At 73.5% G+C, this 19,290-nt stretch carries 14 protein-coding genes; 9 read left to right on the top strand and 5 right to left on the bottom strand.

What is annotated here, in order from left to right:
* The first annotated feature begins 4 nt into the window (after window positions 1–4).
* From WMF20_RS10315 to WMF20_RS10325, 3 genes are all read left to right on the top strand, one after another.
* On the top strand, window positions 5–391 hold the full coding sequence (locus WMF20_RS10315; protein WP_129574184.1) for a response regulator: 387 nt from the start codon (window positions 5–7) through the stop codon (window positions 389–391).
* Between the two features lie 485 nt (window positions 392–876).
* On the top strand, window positions 877–1,248 hold the full coding sequence (locus WMF20_RS10320) for a response regulator (protein ID WP_129574185.1): 372 nt from the start codon (window positions 877–879) through the stop codon (window positions 1,246–1,248).
* A 7-nt stretch (window positions 1,249–1,255) separates the two neighbouring features.
* Window positions 1,256–1,609, top strand: a complete 354-nt coding sequence (locus WMF20_RS10325; RefSeq protein ID WP_437612816.1) for a gamma-glutamylcyclotransferase family protein — start codon at window positions 1,256–1,258, stop codon at window positions 1,607–1,609.
* Window positions 1,610–1,614: 5 nt separating this feature from the next.
* On the opposite strand, the gene WMF20_RS10330 is transcribed toward WMF20_RS10325, so the two are convergent.
* The 4 genes from WMF20_RS10330 to WMF20_RS10345 form a co-directional block, all read right to left on the bottom strand.
* The gene (locus WMF20_RS10330) at window positions 1,615–4,710 is read right to left on the bottom strand and encodes a CheR family methyltransferase (RefSeq protein WP_437612818.1); all 3,096 of its coding nucleotides are present in this window, start codon (window positions 4,708–4,710) and stop codon (window positions 1,615–1,617) included.
* 148 nt (window positions 4,711–4,858) lie between these two features.
* Window positions 4,859–5,533, bottom strand: coding sequence for a hypothetical protein (locus WMF20_RS10335; RefSeq protein ID WP_437612820.1), 675 nt, complete (start codon window positions 5,531–5,533; stop codon window positions 4,859–4,861).
* A 185-nt stretch (window positions 5,534–5,718) separates the two neighbouring features.
* The gene (locus tag WMF20_RS10340; RefSeq protein ID WP_129574189.1) at window positions 5,719–6,102 is read right to left on the bottom strand and encodes a hypothetical protein; all 384 of its coding nucleotides are present in this window, start codon (window positions 6,100–6,102) and stop codon (window positions 5,719–5,721) included.
* A gap of 452 nt (window positions 6,103–6,554) precedes the next feature.
* Window positions 6,555–7,328, bottom strand: a complete 774-nt coding sequence (locus WMF20_RS10345; RefSeq protein WP_437612822.1) for a TetR/AcrR family transcriptional regulator — start codon at window positions 7,326–7,328, stop codon at window positions 6,555–6,557.
* A gap of 153 nt (window positions 7,329–7,481) precedes the next feature.
* Here WMF20_RS10345 and WMF20_RS10350 point away from each other — a divergent pair, with 153 nt between their 5' ends.
* Window positions 7,482–8,150: a UdgX family uracil-DNA binding protein gene (locus WMF20_RS10350; protein ID WP_129581281.1), complete on the top strand. Its 669-nt coding sequence runs from the start codon at window positions 7,482–7,484 to the stop codon at window positions 8,148–8,150.
* Between the two features lie 57 nt (window positions 8,151–8,207).
* Entirely contained in the window at window positions 8,208–10,151 is a 1,944-nt protein-coding gene (locus WMF20_RS10355; protein ID WP_437612824.1) for a potassium transporter Kup, read from the top strand.
* Between the two features lie 17 nt (window positions 10,152–10,168).
* Here the strand turns inward: WMF20_RS10355 and WMF20_RS10360 are convergent, their stop codons facing one another.
* Window positions 10,169–11,458 carry a citrate synthase family protein gene (locus WMF20_RS10360; RefSeq protein WP_129574191.1) on the bottom strand — a complete coding sequence of 430 codons (1,290 nt, stop codon included), beginning with the start codon at window positions 11,456–11,458 and terminating at the stop codon, window positions 10,169–10,171.
* Window positions 11,459–11,782: 324 nt separating this feature from the next.
* On the opposite strand from WMF20_RS10360, the gene WMF20_RS10365 reads away from it, so the two are divergent.
* From WMF20_RS10365 to WMF20_RS10380, 4 genes are all read left to right on the top strand, one after another.
* Window positions 11,783–12,949, top strand: a complete 1,167-nt coding sequence (locus WMF20_RS10365) for a citrate synthase (RefSeq protein ID WP_437612827.1) — start codon at window positions 11,783–11,785, stop codon at window positions 12,947–12,949.
* Between the two features lie 338 nt (window positions 12,950–13,287).
* A complete protein-coding gene (locus WMF20_RS10370; RefSeq protein ID WP_437612829.1) occupies window positions 13,288–14,088 on the top strand; it encodes a recombinase A in 801 nt (266 codons plus the stop codon).
* 12 nt (window positions 14,089–14,100) lie between these two features.
* Window positions 14,101–15,984 carry a DinB/UmuC family translesion DNA polymerase gene (locus WMF20_RS10375; protein ID WP_437612831.1) on the top strand — a complete coding sequence of 628 codons (1,884 nt, stop codon included), beginning with the start codon at window positions 14,101–14,103 and terminating at the stop codon, window positions 15,982–15,984.
* Window positions 15,981–19,274 (top strand): error-prone DNA polymerase, encoded by a 3,294-nt coding sequence (locus WMF20_RS10380; RefSeq protein WP_437612833.1) that lies wholly within the window; start codon window positions 15,981–15,983, stop codon window positions 19,272–19,274. The genes WMF20_RS10375 and WMF20_RS10380 overlap by 4 nt, the downstream gene beginning before the upstream one ends.
* Window positions 19,275–19,290 lie beyond the last annotated feature (16 nt).

Here is a 19,290-nt window from a genome sequence, read left to right on the forward strand (position 1 = left end):
AGCCATGCGTGGCAAGCACGTGATCCTGGTAGCTGAGGACGACGTCGACACGGCGGCGATGCTGGAGGAGCTCCTGACGCTGGAGGGGTACGAGGTCGAGCTGACCGCGACCGCGCGCGCGGCGCTCGACGCGCTGGCGGAGCGGCGCTTTCACGCGGTCCTCCTCGATCTGACGATGCCGGGCATGACGACGGACCGGTTCGTCTCCGAGATCGCGGGGCTCGGCACGCCCTCTCCCCTCATGATCTTCTCGGCCCGCCGGCCCCACGAGATGAAGGCGATCGCCGAGCGGCTGCACGCGGCCGCGCTCATCCCGAAGCCGGTGGACATCGACGTCCTGCTGAGCACCCTCTCGAAGGTGGTGCTCGGCTCCGCGGGCGAGGCGGGGTGACGCTGGCCGCTCGATCCGCGCCGCGCGCGCACGGCAGCCGCTCGGGTGGCGCCGCGCGGCTGCGCTCCAGCGTCCCGGTGGTACCATCGCCGGCTCATGACCTGGTGGAGCACGACCGAGCCGCGCGACGCTCACCCTGGCTGGCCGCAGATCGGGCAGAGAGCGGCTTCGCCGGAGCGTCACCCTGCTGTAACATCGGGCTCGACCGCCGACGATCGAGCACGATGCGTACCCCCGAACCCCTCCTGCCAGACCCGTCCGGCGTGACAGCCGTCGACTCCGCGCGGGTCCACGGTTCCACGGTGGCGCGCGGCGCTCGAGCGGGCTCCGTTCCTAGGCGCCCCCGCGGCGCTCCTTGCCGCAGAGAGACCTTCATGCGCGCCCTTTCTCGCAGAACAGGCCTGATCAAGCGGACCCCGAGCAGGGATTCAGGGCTTTCCCTGTTTCGCCGTGACGTCAGGCTTTCGCATAGTGGTTGATGCACCGTGCCTGCCACTCCCTTGAAGAGGATCCTCGTTGTCGATGATGATCCGGATATTCGAGAGACCCTCGCCGAGCTCCTGCAAGAGGAGGGCTACGCCGTCACGTCGGCGGCGCACGGCGGCGAGGCGCTCAGCGCGCTTCGAACGGAGCCTAGGCCCGGCCTCATCCTGCTCGATCTCATGATGCCGATCATGGATGGCTGGCAGTTCAGGGCGGAGCAGAAGAAGGATCCGGAGCTCGCCTCGATCCCGGTCGTGATCATCTCGGCGACCGGCCGCGACGAGTTCGTGTCGTCGCTCGGCGCGGCGCAGTTCCTCAAGAAGCCGATCAACCTCGAGCAGCTGCTCGCCGCGGTCGAACAGCACTGCCGGTGACGGCGCCGTGCCCCTGTTCGTCTACGGCACGCTGATGCGGGGCGAGCGCTCGCACCGGCTGCTCGGGCGCGCGCCTTTCCTCGGGATCGCCCGCACCGCCCGGTCGTTCGAGCTCGCCGACCTCGGCGCCTACCCGGCGCTCGTGCGCGGGGGGTCGGCCGCGGTCGTCGGGGAGCTCTACGAGCCGGATCGTGAGACCCTCGCGTCGCTCGACGTCTACGAGGGCTGCCCCGACCTCTTCCAGCGCGAGATGATCGAGCTCGACGGCGGCGCGCGCTGCGAGGCGTACCTGATGCCCGCCGGCCAGGCGCTGGGGTATCCCCGCATCGCCTCGGGGGATTGGCGGGCGCGCGGGCGGTGAGCGCGTCAGTCGGAGCCGGCGCGGCGCGCTGGCCGTAGCCCCGCCGGAGGGGGCTCGTCCTTCTCGGGCCCCGTCCTGTCCTCGACGACGAGCAGCAGGGCCGGGAGCTCGCCCTCGTCGGCCTGGAGCCGGAAGGCGGAGAACGACAGCGTCCTGCGTCCGGCGTGCGCGAGCACCGCCTCGACGCGGAAGTCGACCAGCGCGGCGCTGCGGCGGAGCACGTCCCGGAGCCGCTGCTCCAGCTGCGGGGTGTTCCACCCGGCGTCGATGGCCGAGAGGGGCCGCCCCTCGATGTCCCCGAGCGAGACCATGAACAGCTCGCAGTAGCGCCGCGTCGCCGCGCGGATCCGGAGCTCGCCGTCGAGCAGGAGGAACGGGTGGCGCAGCACCTCGAAGACGGCGGAGATGCGGTCGCGCGCGCCCGCGAGCTCGCGCCCGGCGCGCCTCGTCGCGTCGCTCTCCAGCCAGCAGATCACCGCGCCGTCGACCTCGTCCCCGGTGGTCCGGAACGGGCGCGCCCTCACGAGGTGGACGCGCCCCTCGCGGTCCTCGACCTGCCGCTCGACGCCGCTCCTCGTGTCGAGCACCTCGGCGACGATCGGCGCGATGTCGGCCGTGCTCCTCGGCCTCACCTCGAGGATCGATCGGCCCACGTCGCTCGCGGCGAGGCCGAGCAGCTTGTCGGCCGCGCCGGCGACGCGGCGGATCCGGAGGTCCGCGTCGAGCATCAGCACCGGGATGCTCATGCTGCCGAGGAGGTTGCGCAGCTCGTCGTTGGCGAGCCCGAGCGCGACGTTGCTGCTGTGGAGCTCCTCGTTGATGGCCGTCAGCTCCTGGTTCGCCGACCGGAGCTCTTCGTGGGCGGACTCGAGCGCGTCCTTCATCCTGTGCAGCTCGTCGTTGCTCGCGAGGAGCTCCTCGTTCGCGCACAGGAGCTCCTCGTTCGTCGCCTCGAGCTCGTCGATGATCGACTGGAGGTGCTCCCTCGTGGTCACGAGCTCCCTGCGGAGCTGGGCGACCTCCAGGTCCCTCTGGGGGTCGCGCTGGGCCGGGTCGTCGCCTGGCCGGTCCAGCCTCGCCCCGGCCGACTCGGAGAAGACGATCAGGAAGCAGCGTCCCTGCGGGAGCCGCACCTTGAGCGGCCACACCTCGACGTCGACGTAGCGGAGCTTGTCTCCCTGCCGGACCTTGATCTGCTCCTTTCGGGCCATCGCCCCCGAGTTCATCGACGCGTCGATGGCGGCCCGGAGGCCGAGCAGGAGCCCCTCTCGGGCCATCTTGAAGAGGTGCAGGCTGGCGTCGCCGGGCGTCGGCTCGAGGTAGGGCCCTGTCTTGCCTCGGAACTGGACGATCTGCATCTCCTCGTCGACCACCACGCCGGCGGGGGCGTAGCGGGCCATCACGATGGCGTCGGCCTCCTTGCGCAGCGCGTCCATGAGGAGCCCCTCGGGGCTCGGCGGCTCCTCCTTATCCAGATCCAGCGCGGGCGGGGCGGGGAGGGCGGGCGCGGTGAGGTCGTGCGAGCTGGCCGCCTCCGATGCGGCGCGCTTGCAGAAGATCCTGTGGGTCCTGTCCACCACCCCGAACAGGTCGGACATCGCGCTGATGCTCTCGGAGGAGCCGAGGAGCAAGAAGCCCGTGAGCTTGAGGGCCTGGTGGAAGGTGTGCAGCAGCCGGCGCTGCAGGCTCGGCTCCATGTAGATCATCAGGTTGCGGCAGCTGACGAGATCGAGCTTCGCGAGGGGAGGATCGGCCGCGGCGTTGTGGCGCGAGAAGATGCACAGATCGCGGACCGACTTGTTGACCTGGAAGCCGCCGTGCACCCGGACGAAGAAGCGGCGCAGCCGGCCGGGCGAGACGTCGAACGAGATGCCGTCGACGTAGATCCCGGCCCGCGCCTGCTGGATGGCGGCCTCGCTCAGGTCGGTGCCGAAGATCTGGATGGCGTGATCGTTCGCGTCGGCCTCGAGGAACTCGAGCAGCGAGATCGCGAGAGAGTAGACCTCCTCGCCCGTCGAGCAGCCCGGCACCCAGATGCGAACCGGGGCGTCCCGCGGCCTGTTGTGCATGAGCACCGGGAATACGTGGGTCTTCAGCGCGGCGAAGGCGCCAGGATCGCGGAAGAACGTGGTCACCTTGATGAGGAGGTCCTGATAGAGGTGCTCGATCTCGTCCGGGTGCGCTCGCAGGTGATCGAGGTACTCCTGCAGGGACGCGAGCCGGTGGAGCGTCATTCGCCGTTGGATACGGCGCCTCAGCGTGCTCTTCTTGTAGTGGCTGAAGTCCACGCCCACCGCGGCGTGGAGCAGCCTGAACAGCTTGCTGAGCTCCGGGTCGACCCCCAGGGGCGTGCCCTGCGCGAGCCACAGGGCGGGCGCGTGACCGGGGCGGCCCATCCTCGCGAGCTCCGCCGCGATCGCCTCGACGCTGCGGATGAAGTCGACGCCTCCGGCCGCGATGGCGTTGCGCGGGAGCGCCGGCCGCTCGGCGGTGCGCGGATCCTCTGCGAAGGTGACCCCGCCCTCCGCCTTCACGTCGTTCAGCCCGAGGGCACCGTCGCTCCCGGTGCCGGACAGCACGACGCCCGCCGCGCTCGACCCCAGCTCGCGCGCGAGCGAGCGCAGGAAGGCATCGGCAGGGCCAGGGCCGGCCTCGCCGCGCGGCGCGAGCTCGACGCGCACGCCGTCCAGCGTCGCTCGCGTGTCCGGGGGCAGGACCTGGACATGACCCGGCATGAGCCTCGCCTCGGCGCAAAGCTCGGTCACGGGGAGCGGGCTGCTCTGCGCCGCGAGCTCGAAGACCGGGATCTCCCCTGGATCTGCGCTGTAGATCAGCACGAGGGAGAGGCTCGTGTCCCTGCTCGGCAGCCGCCGGAGCAGCTCCGCGATCGCGCCGCGTCCGCCGGCCGACGCGACGACGCAGACGACCGGAAACCGCTGCTCGTCCCCGGAGTGCGGCTCCGCCGCCGCGGCCTGCTCGCCGGCGTCCTCGGACGGGTCCGGCGCGCGCCGCTGCGCAGCCGCCCGGCCGGCGTGGGGCGCGGCGTCGCTGTGGCCCGGTGCCCTGAATTGCGTCCGGCGTGACTTCTTCGGTTCCGGCATGGTTGCTTGAACGGTTAAGCGCTCTCTCAGGCGTCTCGCGGCCGCGGGACACGAGCGAAGCTAGTGTTGCGGCGATCGGTCGGTCAACGTGCCTGTCCTTGCCTTCGCGGAGCGCCCGACACGGTGTCTTACAGCCACCTCACCTCGATCAGCGCGCCCCTTCCAGGCGCTTCAGGAGCTGCTCGAGCTGCTCGAGGACACGCGCCGATCGGTCGGACGCCATGCGGGCGGAGTCGTTGAGCCTCATCAGCGTCATCTCATCCATCTTCCCGCCGGGCTGGAGCCTGCTCATGGCCTCCAGCGCGGCCTCGTGGCGCGCTCGGGCCGCCTGCGCCGCCGTCATCGCGCGGCGCAGGCGCGTGCGCGGGGGCTCCGCGCCCTCGACCGCCGGCGACCTCCTCTCCGGCGGCTCGCGCCGCCCCTTGTCCTCGGCCTGCGCCTCGCGCTCGGCGGGCGCGGCGCGCGGCGCGGGGACCTCGTGCGCCTCGAGCGGCGCCGTCGGCTTGGCCCCCCGCGGCGGGGGGGCCGCCTGAGCCCCCGCCTCGCGCGCGCGATCCCCGCGCTGGTCGTCGACCTCGGCCTGCGTGCTGACGCTGATCTCCCGGTCCGCGCCAGGCTCTCGGGCGTCGTCCCACGCTCGCTCGTCGACGACCTGCTTCGTCGCGTCGTTGACGAGGAACACCTGATCCGCGTCGTGGAACCGCTCGGCCCGCAAGGCCTGCAGCGAGGTGCGCGCCGACTCGAGCGAGCGGATGTGCTTCATGAGCGCGAGCCGTCTGCCCCGGAAGCGAACGTAGATGCTGTAGGTGGTCTGGAGCGCCATCTGCATCGCCTCGTGAGCCTGGCCCCGCCATGCGGTGTTCGTCGCCCTTCTTGGCGGCTGCTTCGTGGGAGCGGCGCTCCTCGGCGCCGGCGCGAGCCGGCGAGATCCGCGCCTTGCCCTGTTCGCGCCGGTCCGTCGCCGTGAGCCCTCCGCGCGGGCTCTGGGCGCGCGCCCTGCTCTCCGCCTCACGCCTCGGGCACCGTCGTCAGCAGCACCAGCCGCCCGGCGCTCCGCTCGGCCGTTCTGCAGGCGGTGCGCACGAGCGGCCACTCTGCCTTCACGAGCTCCGCCATCAGCGACCTGTCCTGGGAGAGGGCTTTGCACAGGGACTCCTCGGCGTCTTCGCCGAAGGAGAGCACGCGTATCGCGATGGCGAGCGCGAGGTCCCTGGTCAGCTGGACGCGCAGGTCGACGTCCGGCGTGAACACGTGGAGCGCGTGCTCGGCGAGGGCCGCGTCGAGCCTGTCTGCGATCGACCTCTCCGTGTCGGCGCGCCACTCCAGCGAACGGCACGTCTGCCGGAGCAGCTCCTGGATCAACCGTCTCTCGCAGCCCGATCGTGTGCTCATACAGCCCCCCTCGACAGCCCGTTCCCTCGCGGAGAGCCGCCCGGAGAGCGCCTGTTGTCGCCCAGAGCGCGCGATGGTCACCATGGCGCGGTTGGACTATCAGGACAGCTCTCCAGGCTGCGCTCTTCCGGGTCGCCTGAGCGGTTCCCCTCCGGCGCCCCGATCCACCCCCTCACTGTCCCGAGGCCAAAGTCCCCGTTGACTGTTAGCTCTAGCTCAGCTGCAGCCCGACCGACCGCTAGGGCAATGAGGAATCACGAGTCAGGGATTCCCTGTACACTTGCCTGGTGCGCGCCGGGGATCCGTGTGCTTCGTTCAGGTGACTCCCTACAAAGCGCGCCGTGAACGCGTGATGGCCGGCGCATGGCCGCCGGAAGTCAGCGCGGATGCCGCATGGGCGGCGCGCGACGCGTCGGCCCACGACGGCCGCGCGCTCCACGGCGGCGCCCGCCTCAGGTCGCCTTGGCCTTGGAGCGCCGGCGCTCGCCGCCCGGCGCTGACGCTGGCGCCGCGCCAGCGGTCTGCCGCGCGCTGCGCGGCGGCGCTTCCGTGCCGGCGGTCTGCCGCGCGCTGCGCGGCGGCGCTTCCGTGACCGGCAGGTCAGCGAAGGCGCGCGCCTCCGGGGTGAGGAGGCCGTGCAGGAAGAGCTGGAGCACCTGAGCACACCAGGCGGCGATGTCTGGCCGGGACGGCGCGTCGATGAGCTTGCGGACCAGGCGGTCGAAGGCGCCGGAGATGAGCGCCGCGAGGACGCTGGGATCGAGATCGCGCCGGTAGAGGCCGATGTCGATCGCGTACCGGACGCGAGTCTCCACGAGGCGCGCGACGCGCTGGGCGAACTCGTCGATCAGGTAGGCGTAGGGGGCTCCGCCGCCGCCCGCCAGCATCATCTTGAGCAGCGCCCGGTTCTGCCAGCAGAACTCGAGCACCTCGACGTCGTGGGCGAGGAGCCGCTTGAAGTACTCGTCGACCGACGCCCGATCGACGCCCTCGACGGCGATGGGCGGCAGCTCCACGCACCCCGCGAGCCGCGCGATGAAGGTCTCGACGATCTGCTTGAAGCAGTCGTCCTTGCTCTGGAAGTGCAGGTAGAAAGCGCCCTTCGAGACGCCTGCCCGCTCGGTGATGTCCTCGACCCTCGCCGCGGCGAGGCCGCGCTCGGTGAACGCCGCCTCGGCGGCGCGGAGCAACTCGATCCTGGCGCGGCGATCGGCGAGGCGGGGCATTCTGACCGGTGGGTCAACTAGAGGGACTCGGGCACTATGGGAAGGCCGCCCGGGGCCGTCAAGCCGGCTCGGCCGTACGCCGTCGCGACGCGCTGCGTTCGAGCGCGTCGCGACGGCGCGCGGGTGGCACGCGCGATGCCCCTCGGGGAAACCATGGCGACCGTGGCGAGGCGAAATGCAGCAGGGCGCGACGCCGAGGCCGGCGAGGCGACGGCGGCGGCCCTGGTCCCCAGCCATCCTTCGTTGCCGCGCCTGCGCGAGGCCGCGGCGGGCTGCCGGGCTTGCCCGCTCTGGGAGCGGGGGACGCAGACGGTGTTCGGCGAGGGCGCGGCGCGCTCGGACGTGCTCCTCGTCGGCGAGCAGCCGGGCGACAAGGAGGATCTGGCCGGCAAGCCGTTCGTGGGCCCCGCGGGGCAGCTGCTCGATCGGGCGCTCGAGGCGGCGGGGATCGATCGGCGGCGGGCGTACGTGACCAACGTGGTCAAGCACTTCAAGTGGGAGCCGCGCGGCAAGCGCCGCATCCACAAGAAGCCCGACGCGCGCGAGATCCGCGCGTGCCTCCCGTGGCTCGCCGCGGAGATCGCGGCGGTGCAGCCGGAGATCGTGGTGTGCCTCGGCGCGACGGCGGCGCAGGCGCTGCTCGGCAGCTCGTTCCGGGTCACGCGCGATCGCGGCCGGATCGTCGCCTCGCCGCTCGCGCCGCGCACGCTCGCGACCGTGCACCCTGCGTCGATCCTGCGCATGCCGGACGAGGCTTCCAGGCAAGCCGAGCTCTCCCGTTTCATCGACGATCTCACCGCCGCGGCGCGCGCGCTCGGCTGAGGCGGCGCGCCCCGCCTCCTCGCAGCGAGCGCTCGCGATGGAGTAGGATTCGCCCCGATGACGACAAGCCCACAACCGGCCGAGGGCGCAGGGCGCCCCGCGGCGTCCGCGCCGGCCGAGCGCGCCCACGGCTCGAGCCCGAAGAAGATGTGGCCGCTGATGCTCGCGGCGCTCGGCGTCGTCTACGGCGACATCGGGACGAGCCCCCTCTACGCGATGAAGGAGTGCTTCAGCACGAGCAGCCCGCACCACGTCGCTCCGACGCCGGACAACGTGCTCGGCGTTCTCTCGCTGATGTTCTGGTCGCTGATGATGGTGGTGGGCGTCAAGTACCTGACGTTCATCACGCGGGCCGACAACGAGGGGGCGGGCGGCATCCTCGCGCTCCTCGCGCTCGTCCCGAGCAGCGACCGCAAGGGCGACGGCCGCGGCCTGCTCGTGCTCCTCGTTCTCTTCGGCGCCTCGCTCCTCTACGGAGACGGCGTGATCACGCCGGCGATCTCGGTGCTATCGGCGGTCGAGGGCCTCGAGGTCGCGACGTCGACGCTGAAGCCCGCCGTCGTGCCGATCACCTGCGCCGTGCTGCTGGCCGTGTTCCTCGTGCAGAAGCGCGGCACGGCCGGCGTCGGGACGATCTTCGGGCCGGTGACGCTCGTGTGGTTCATGGCGCTCGCGCTGCTCGGGGCCAAGGAGATCCTCCACAGCCCCGGCGTCCTCCGGGCCGTCTCACCGACCTACGCGGTGAGCTTCTTCGCCGAGAACAACGTGCACGGCTTCCTGATCCTCGGCGCCGTCGTCCTCTGCATCACGGGCGGCGAGGCGCTGTACGCCGACATGGGCCACTTCGGCCGCGGGCCCATCAAGTACACCTGGTACACGATCGTCTGGCCGGGGCTGCTCATCAACTACTTCGGTCAGGGCGCCAAGCTCCTCGAGGACCCCGCCGCCGCGGCGAACCCGTTCTACGCGCTGGTCCCGTCGTGGGCGCTCTACCCCACGGTGGCGGTCGCGACCGCGGCGACGGTCGTGGCGTCCCAGGCGCTCATCTCCGGCGCCTTCTCGCTGACGCAGCAGGCCGTGCAGCTCGGGTACTTCCCGCGCGTCACGGTGATCCACACCTCGAAGGACGAGGCGGGGCAGATCTACATCCCCGAGGTGAACAGCGGGCTCCTGATCTCGTGCATCGTGCTGGTGCTCGCCTTCAAGAGCTCGAGCGCGCTCGCGGCCGCGTACGGCATCGCCGTCACGGGCACGATGGGGATCACCACGGTGGTCTACTACGTGGTCACGCGGAAGACGTGGGGCTGGCCGGTCTGGAAGTCGCTCCCGCTGGCCGGGCTCTTCCTCGTGATCGATCTCGCGTTCTTCACGGCGAACAGCGCCAAGTTCTTCCACGGCGGCTGGGTTCCCATCGTGATGGGTGCGGCGACCTTCACCGTGATGACGACCTGGAAGACGGGGCGCAAGCACCTCGCCGCGGCGATCAAATCGGCGATCTTGCCGCTCGACACGTTCCTCGAGGACGTGAAGCGCATGAAGCCGCACCGGGTGCGCGGGACGGCGGTCTTCATGGCGTCGAGCCCGGAGGGCACGCCGCCGATCCTGCTGCACCACGTGAAGCACAACCAGGTGCTGCACGAGCAGGTCGTGCTCCTCTCGATCCAGGTGCTGAACGTGCCGGAGGTGCCCGCGGAGCGGCGCATGACGGTGATCCCGCGGGGCGAGGGCATCTACCAGGTGACGGCGTGTTACGGCTTCATGCAGACGCCGAACGCCCCGTCGGTGCTGGAGGGGTGCACGCGGCACGGGCTCCACATCGATCTCGGGCGGACGAGCTACTACCTCGGCCGGGAGACGCTGCTGACGACGGGGCGGTCGAAGATGTCCCGGTGGCGGAAGGGGCTGTTCGCGTTCATCTCGCGCAACGCGCGGCCGGCGACGGCGTACTTCGGCCTGCCGCCGAACCGCGTGGTCGAGCTCGGCATGCAGGTGGATTTTTAGGGCGCGGCGCGCGGGCGTCAGGGCCCCGTGTACCGGGCGCGGGGCCGCAGCATGTACCCGGCCTCCCGCTGCTCGAACGCGTGGGCGATCCACCCCGCGGCGCGGCCCACCGCGAAGAGCGCCGCCGCCGCGCCGGGCGGCAGGCCGAGCGCGGCCGTGATCGCGACGAGGCCCATGTCGAGCGACGGCGGGTCGTGGCCGGCGTCGCGCAGCGCGTCGACGAGCGCGAGCACTGTGCGCAGCGCCGCGCTCTGCGGCGCGAGCGCCCGGGCCGTGTCGAGCAGCGCTTGAGCGCGGGGGTCGCCCTCCGGGTAGAGCCTGTGCCCGAAGCCAGGGATGGGCTCCCCGCGGCGCAGCCGCTCGTGGACCGCGGCGGCGGCGCGCTCGGGCCGGGCTGCCTCGGCGACCAGGGCCTCCACGCGATCGGTGGCGCCGCCGTGCCTCGGGCCGGAGAGCGCCGCGAGCCCTGCGCTGACGCAGGCGTAGAGATCGGCCCCGGTGGACGCCGCCACCCGGACCGCGAACGTCGAGGCGTTCAGCTCGTGGTCGGCCGAGATCGAGAGCGCCCGGTTCACGGCGCGCTCGGCCTTCTTCGAGGGGCTCGCGCCGAGGGCGACGAGCAGGCGCCGCGCCGCCCCCTCGGCCTCGAGGGCCGCGGTCGCCCTGGCCGGGTCCCGCCCGAGGCCGACGAGCGCCGCGAGCGAGCGCACGAGCGCCCGCGCCCGCGCGCGCTCCGCGTCGCTCGTGGGGATGCGCCCGTCGCCCGAGGGCGCGCCCACGTGACGGGTCGGGTCGTGCGCGCCGAGCGCGGGCACCACGAGCGCGAGCGCGGCAAGCGGCGGCGTGCCGTCCGAGAGGAGCGCCGCGAGCTTCGCCGGGCGGACGCTCAGCCGGCCGGGTCGCGCCGCCGGCGCGCCTCCCGCCGGCAGCTCGCCGGTCCACAGGAGCTCCGCGACCGCCTCGAACGGCACGTCCTCGAGCGCCAGCGCGACCGCCTCCTTGCCCCGGTAGACGGGCCCGCGCGGGCCGATCGCGGTGAGCGCCGACTCGAGCACCGGCTCGCCCCACCGGAGCGCCTCGGCCGCGACCGGCCCGTGGCCGGCGCGCGCGTCGTGCCGCGCCTTGAGCCGCTCGATGTCCGCCCGGAGGTAGAGCCGCGCGCGCCCTCGCCCGCCGGGCACGCCCCGGAGCACGCCGCGGCTCGCGTACGCGTAGAGCGTCTCCCGCTTCACGCCGAGCAGTTCCGCCGCCTCGGCGCCGGTCACGTACGCCGAGGGCCGCTGCTCCGAGTCAGGTAGATCAACCATGAAGGGCCATCAACGTCAGGTCCGAACCCTGTCCGCCGATCCAGGAGGCGCGGCCCGCGGATCGCCGGACGCATGCGTCCCTCCTAGCACCGGATTCCCCGGTCCTCGCCGGGATTCTTCGCCGAGGCGCGGCCCGCGCGCCGCCTCTCTCCACACCCCGCGCCACGCCGCGCGCGTGCGCCGCGCCCCGGGCCGGGTGCGCGGCTGGGCGACCGCGCCCCGGCGGCGTCCTCGACGCGCGTCGATAGCGTGCATGGTTGATTGTACAATCAAGGTTGATCAACCTCATGTGATGCCCAACATGTCCTTGGCGGAGGTGATCGGATGAAGGATGTGGCGGCGCCGCTCGCGAGCGGCCTGGAGGGTGTGGTGGTGGCGGAGACGCGTCTCTCGGAGGTGGACGGCGAGCGGGGGAGGCTCACGCTCGCCGGCCACGACGTCGAGGCGCTCGCCGGCGGCGGCGGGGTGACGTTCGAGGACGCGTGCGGGCTGCTCTGGGGCGGCGCGCTTCCCTCGGCGCCGGAGCGGGAGTCGCTCCGGGGCGCGATCGCCGAGGGGCGGACGCGGGCCTTCGCGCTCCTCGGTCGGCTCGGGGACGCGCTCGACGCGGTCGACGGCATGGACGCGCTCCGCGCCGCGGTCGCGCACCTCCGCGGCGACGCCCCGCCCGCGGCGATCGCCGGGGCGGTCGCGACGTTCGCGGCGGCCTGGTCGCGGCGCCGCGCGGGCGAGGAGCCGGTCGCGCCCGATCCGGCGCTCCGGCTCTCGGCCGACTACCTGCGCATGGTGCGCGGCGCGGCGGCGAGCGAGGCCGAAGCGCGCGAGCTCGACGCGTACCTCGTGACGGTCTCGGACCACGGCATGAACGCGTCCACCTTCACCGCGCGCGTGGTCACCTCGACGGGGTCGGACGCGATCTCGGCGGTGGTCGCGGCGATCGGCGCGCTGAAGGGGCCGCTCCACGGCGGCGCGCCGGGGCCGGTGCTCGACATGCTCGACGCCATCGGGGCAGCGGCGGGCGAGGGCGGCGCGCCGCCGCCCGGCAGCGCCGAGCGCTGGATCCAGGCGGAGCTCGCGGCGGGGCGGCGGATCATGGGCATGGGGCACCGGATCTACCGGGTGAGGGACCCGCGGGCGGCGGTGCTCGAGCGGGCGATCGAGCGGCTCGGGCGGACGGCGGGCGGGGCGCAGGGCGCCCGGCTCGCGCTGGCGCGCGCGGTCGAGCGGGCGGCGGAGGCGGCGCTCCGCGCGCGGCACCCGGAGCGCCCGCTGCGCGCGAACGTCGAGTTCTACACGGCGGTGCTGCTCGACGCGCTCGGGCTGCCGCGCGCGCTCTTCGCGCCGACCTTCGCGGTGGGCAGGGTCGCCGGCTGGTACGCGCACATCGACGAGCAGCGGCGCGTCGGGCGGCTCATCCGGCCGAGCTCGCGTTACGTTGGGGACGTTCCAAGGGCGGCCGCTGTCCCCGGAGCGGCAGCCTCGCCGCACTGACGTCAGCCCCGCCGCACTGACGTCGGAGAGGCAGCAGCGCCGCATTGACACCGGGAGCGGCAGGCGCCCCGCCCGCGCGCCGGCGACAGGAGCGGGGAGCGCCGCGATGGTCCTGGCCCGCCCCTAGGTCGACAGGGCGCGGGGACGACTTATTGAAGAACCCAGGACGGTCATTCCCCTCATCCCCGCCGTCCTGTCATCCCTGCCGCCCCAAGATCACCGACGGAAGCCATTCCGCCGTCCTGGAGGGGCGAAAGGGGAACGCGCCGGGCGCAGATAGGACGTTGTTCGTCCTGCAAAATTGGCAGCCTCGCGAGGGCACTGTTACCATGTTCAGTATGTCGCCCGTCGCTCTTGCCGCTCCTCTCGCCCGGGACCTGCTGCGCCACACCCTCCCCGAGTTCGAAGCGCGCGCCAAGACGCTCCCGCTCAGTATACAGGAAATTAACGACGCGCTCCCGGAAGGGGGGCTGCCGCGCGGGGGGGTGGTGGAGCTCGCCGCGCCGCGGGGGCTCGGGCGTTCCACCTCCATCGCCCTCTCCGCGTGCGCGTCGGCGCAGGCGGAGGCGCGGCTGCGCGGGACGAGCGCGACGGCGGGGGCGTGGTGCGCGTGGATCGACTCGAGCGGCTCGCTGTTCGCGCCGGCGGTCGCGCGCGCGGGGGTCGACCTGAGCCGGCTGCTCGTGGCGCGGCCCCCCGTGGAGATGCTCGCCAAGGTCGCGGTCCGGATGGCGATGAGCCGAGCGTTCGCGGTGCTCGTGATCGACGTGGCCGGGGTCCCGGGGGCCTTCGGTCAGGGGGCGGGAAAGGGGGAGCGGGGCGCGCCCGCGGCGGGGCGCCGCGAGGAGGACCTCGCGCGGTGGGTCAACGTGGTGCGCAAGCTCGCCCTGGCCACCGAGGGGAGCGACGGGACGATCCTGCTCCTCACCGATCGCCAGGCGGCGCGGCCGATGCCGCTGCCGGTCGCGATGCGGCTGGAGCTCGAGCAGGTCGCCGAGGGGCGGCTCATGGTGCGCGTCGCCAAGGATCGGCGCGGGCGCGTGACCTCGCCGACGCCGGTGGTGCTCGGGGAGCGGGCCCGGGAGAAGGCGGAGCGGGCGACGGGAAGCGAGCCGCGGCCCGCGCTGTCGAGGGCGTGAGGAGGAGAGGCGATGGCGGCGAGGCGCATTGTGGCGATCGTGCTCCCGCAGCTCGCGTGCGAGCTGGTGAAGCAGCGTGGGCCGGTCTCACCGAGCGGGAAGGCGCCGCTCGCGGTGATCGTGGGCGGCGAGGAGGAGCGCCGGGCCGCGCTCGCGGCGCGGTCCGAGCGTGAGGCGCCGGCGCCGGTCGCCGTGATCGATGTCGTCGACGACGAGGCGCGGCGGTACGGGGTGAGGCCGGGGCAGAAGGTCGTCGAGGCGGCGGCGCTGGTCGCGCACCTCGCGATCCACCGGGTGACGTTCGCCGAGATCGACGCGGCGCTCGGCCGGGTCGCCGAGGTGGCGCTCGGGCTCGGGGCGACGGCGGCGATCCAGCTCGGCGAGCAGGGCGCTCCGACGCGCACCGGCGCGCGCGCGGGCCGCCCCGGCGAGCGCGCCGCGAGCGCGGCGAGGAGCCCCTGGGGCGACGGCCCGTACGACACGGTGTGGCTCGACATCACCGGGGCGTCGCACCTCGTCGGCGGCGAGGAGGCACTGCTCGGCGATCTCGGCGAGCGCGTGGCGGCGCTCGGCCATCGGGCGCGGCTCGCGATCGCCGACGGGCCGCGGCTCGCGCAGGCGCTGGCGCGCTTCGGCGCGCACGCGGACGGCGCGCCGGGGGCAGAGGCCCCGATCGCGCCGCCGGGCAAGGGGGCGCTGGCGATCGGGCCCCTGCCGGTGCAGGCGCTCCCGGTCGAGCGCGAGGTGGCGAGCTTCCTCGTCCGGCTCGGCGTGCTCCGCGTCGAGGACCTCGCGCGCCTGCCGCGGGCGCAGGTGGCGGCGCGGCTGGGCCCGCGGACGGTCGAGGTGATGGAGCTCCTCGCCGGGCGCGATCCCGTGCCGCTCCTGCCGTACGAGGTGCCCCGGCTGATCGAGGAGGAGGTGCTCTTCGACGATCCGGTCGAGAGCGCCGAGTCGCTCCTGTTCGTGCTGCGCGGCATGACGTCGCGCATCGCGTCCCGGCTCGCCGCGCGCGGCGAGGCGTGCGGGCGGCTCAACGTCGCGATCGCCTACGACCGCTCGATCGCGCGGCTCCGCCTCGGCGATCGCGATGACGAGGTCGCCGCCGCGCTCCTGGAGGACGAGGAGCGCGGCCCCTCGCTGCGCTTCCACGTCGACATGCCGGTGCCCCTCTCGGACGCGGGCGATCTGCTCCGCCCGCTCAAGGCGAAGCTCGAGCGGATCGAGCTCGCGGCGCCCGCGGTGGGGGTCCACCTCATCGCCTCCCGCATCGCGCGCGCCCGCCGGGTGCAGCTCGATCTGTCGCGCGACCGCTCGGTCGATCCCGACAGCCTGCCGGCGCTCCTGGCCGAGCTCTCGGCGGAGATCGGCGCGGAGCGGGTGGGCGTCCTGGAGGTCGCCGACGCGCACCGCCCCGAGGCGCGGTCGCGGCTCGTGCCGGTCCCGGACGAGGCGGCCGCGGCGCGCACGTCCGCCGCGGCCCGCGCGCGCGCCGCGGCGGAGCGGGCCGCGGCGGAGCAGGGGGCCGCGGGGGAGCGCGCGGAGGGGGACGACGCGCCGGCGCCGGAGCCCGCGCGGCTCCTCGCGCAGCCGATCCCGCTCGGCCGCGTGGGGCGCGGGGCGATCGTGGCGGTCGACCGGCACCTCTACGCGATCGAGCGGCTCGCCTTCGTGATGCGGCTCGACGCGGTGGAGTGGTGGACGCCCACGCCCGCCTCGCGCGATTACGCGCGCGCCTGGCTGGTCTCGGGCTCTCCGTCCGGCAGGGCCGCCCCGGCGCGCCTCGGCGAGCTGCGCGCTCCCCGCGACGGCGGGAGCGCGAGCTCCTGCGGCGAGGCGTGGATCTACGTCGACCGCGCGACGGGCGAGGCCTTCCTGCAGGGGTGGTGCGAGTGAGCGCCGGCGCCTCGGTGCCGTTCGCGGAGCTCTGCGGCCGCTCCTGCTTCTCGTTCCTCGAGGGCGCCTCGCACCCCGAGGAGCTCGTGCACCGCGCCAAGGAGCTCGGCCTCGAGGGGCTCGCGCTCTGCGATCGCGACGGGATTTACGGCAGCGTCCGCGCGCACACGGCGGCGAAGAAGGTCGAGCAGCGGGTGATCGTCGGGGCCGAGCTGACGATCGGCGCGACGCGCGCGGCCGTCGAGCGCGCCGCGCGCGCGCCGGAGGTCCAGCCCTCGGTGGTCCTCCTGGTCGAGGACAGCGAGGGGTACGCGAACCTCTGCCGGCTGCTCACGCTCGCGCACGCCGATTGCGAGAAGGGGACGGCGAGCATCTCGGCGGAGGCGATCGCGGCGGCGCCGCGGGGCCTGTCCGCGATCGTGCCGCTCGATCCGCTCGTGCCCGCGGCCGTCTCCGGCGCGCTCATCGGCGCGCTGCGCGACGCGTTCGGCGAGCGCGCGCTCGTCGCGACCTGGAAGCACCTCGACCGCCGCGACGGCGAGCGGGTCGCGGCGGCCCTGGCGGCGGAGCGGCGCTACGGCCCCTGCGTCGTCGCGACCGCGCGCCCGCTCTACCACCACCCGTCGCGCAAGCCGCTCGCCGACGTGCTCACGTGCATCCGGACCAAGACCACGCTCGATCAGGCCGGGACGCGCATCGCGCCCAACGCGGAGGCGTACGTGCGGTCCGGCGCGCAGATGGCGGCGCTGTTCCGCGATCATCCGGCCTGGGTCGCGCGCACGGTGGAGGTCGCCTCCCGCTGCCGCTTCTCGCTGGCCGAGCTCCGCTACAGCTTCCCGAGCGACGCCCTCTGCATGCCGGGGGAGACGTCGGATCAGGCGCTGCGGCGCCTGACCGAGGAGGGCTGCCGCGACCGTTACCCGGAGGGGACGCCGCCGCAGGTGCGCGCGCAGATCGAGAAGGAGCTCGCGCTGATCGCGAAGCTCGGCGTGGCGCCCTACTTCCTCAGCGTGCAGCAGGTCGTGAAGATCGCCCGCGCGCGGCAGATCCTCTGCCAGGGCCGCGGCAGCGCGGCGAACAGCGCGGTGTGCTTCGTGCTCGGCGTGACGGCGGTGGACCCGGCCCGGTCCAACCTGCTCTTCGAGCGCTTCCTGTCGGAGGAGCGCAACGAGCCGCCGGACATCGACGTCGATTTCGAGCACGAGCGCCGGGAGGAGGTGATCCAGGCGATCTACGAGATGTACGGCCGCGATCGGGCGGCGATGGTCTCGGAGGTGATCGCCTACCGCGGGAAGAGCGCGCTCCGCGAGGTGGGCAAGGCGTTCGGGTTCTCGGCGGATCAGGTCGACAGGCTGAGCGGCCTCGTGCTCCACCACGAGGCGGACATCACGGAGCAGCGGGTGAGCGAGGCGGGCCTCGATCCGGACGACGTGCGCGTCCGGCAGGCCGTCCTGATGGCGAGCGCGCTGGAGGGCTTCCCGCGCCACCTCTCGATCCACGTCGGCGGCTTCGTGCTGTCGTCGGAGCCGCTGCACAAGGTGGCCCCGGTCGAGCCTGCGCGGATGGAGGGCCGCACGGTGATCCCGTGGGACAAGGACGACCTCGACGATCTCGGCTTCTTCAAGATCGACGTCCTGGCCCTCGGCATGCTGACGGCGATCCGCAAGGCGCTCGCGTTGATCCACGCAGATCGGTACGCCGAGCTCGCGGGCCGGCCGGCGGACGCCGCTCGCGACGCTGTGGACGCGGACCGCTCGGTCCAGGCGGCTCGCGACGCTGCGTCCGCGGGTCCCTCGGTCCACGCACGCCGAGGCGCGTTCGATCCGATCGCGGCGCTCGCGCAGATCCCGCCGGAGGACCCGGCCGTCTACGAGGCGATCGGCCGGGCCGACACGGTGGGGGTGTTCCAGATCGAGAGCCGCGCCCAGATGGCGATGCTCCCGCGGCTGAAGCCGAGCAAGTTCTACGACCTGGTGATCGAGGTGGCGATCGTGCGTCCCGGGCCCATCCAGGGCGGGATGGTGCACCCCTACCTGCGCCGGCGGACGGGGCAGGAGCCGCCGGTGTCCCCGCACCCGTGCCTGGATCCCATCCTGGAGCGCACGCTCGGCGTGCCGCTCTTCCAGGAGCAGGTGATGCAGATCGCGATGGTCGGCGCTGGCTACACGCCGGGCGAGGCCGATCAGCTGCGCCGCGACATGGCGGCCTGGAAGAAGCACGGGCGCCTGGAGCGGCACCGCGGGCGGCTCATCCAGGGCTTCGCCGAGCGGGGGATCTCGGCGAAGTTCGGGGAGATGCTCTACCAGCAGATCCAGGGCTTCGGCGAGTACGGCTTCCCGGAGTCGCACGCGGCGAGCTTCGCGCTGCTCGTGTACGCGTCGGCCTGGCTCAAGGTCCACCACCCGGTGGCGTTCACCTGCGCGCTCCTCAACGCGCAGCCGATGGGGTTCTACAGCCCGTCGGCGCTGGTGCAGGACGCGCAGCGGCACGGCGTCGAGGTGCGCCCGGTGTGCGTGGTGCAGAGCGCGTGGGACGCGACCCTCGAGCCCGACGAAGGGCCCTCGGCGGCCCCGGCGCTGCGGCTCGGCATGCGCCTCGTGAAGGGGCTCGGGGAGGCGGCCGTGGCGGCGATCGTCGCGGCGCGCGAGGAGGCGCCGTTCACGGGCCTCCCGGATCTCGTGAGGCGCACGGAGCTGAAGAAGAACGAGGTGGAAGCGCTCGCCGAAGCGGGCGCGCTCGCCGCGCTGGTCCCCGCCCGGAGAGAGGCGCTCTGGCGGGCACGCGCGCCCCGCGTGGACGGGTTGTTCGACGGCGTGCCGATCGAGGACGACAGCGACGTCGGGCTCCCCCCGCTCAGGCCGCTGGAGCAGCTCGCGCTGGACTACGGGCGCGTGGGCCTGTCGCTGCACGACCACCCGATGCGGCACCTGCGGCCGGCGCTCAAGCGGCGGCGCGGGGCCGGGCGCGTGCGGACCGCCGAGGAGATCAAGGCGGCGCGCAACGGGGAGAGCGTGCGGGTCGCCGGGATGGTGGTCGGCCGCCAGCGGCCCGCGACGGCGAGCGGCGTGACGTTCGTGACGCTCGAGGACGAGACCGGCGTGGTCAACGTCATCGTCCAGAAGCAGGTCTTCGAGGAGCACTACCAGGTGGCGCGGCACGCCGCGCTGTTGCTCGTCGCCGGGCGGGTCGAGCGGCAGGGCGAGGTGATCCACGTGCTCGCGCGCGAGCTGGAGCGGCTGGAGCTGCCGAACGACGAGGAGATCACGCTGAAATCGCGCGACTATCACTGAGGGCGCCCGGAGGCGT

It is taken from the genome of Sorangium sp. So ce834 (assembly GCF_051521425.1).
GTDB classification, from domain to species: domain Bacteria; phylum Myxococcota_A; class Polyangia; order Polyangiales; family Polyangiaceae; genus Sorangium; species Sorangium cellulosum_D.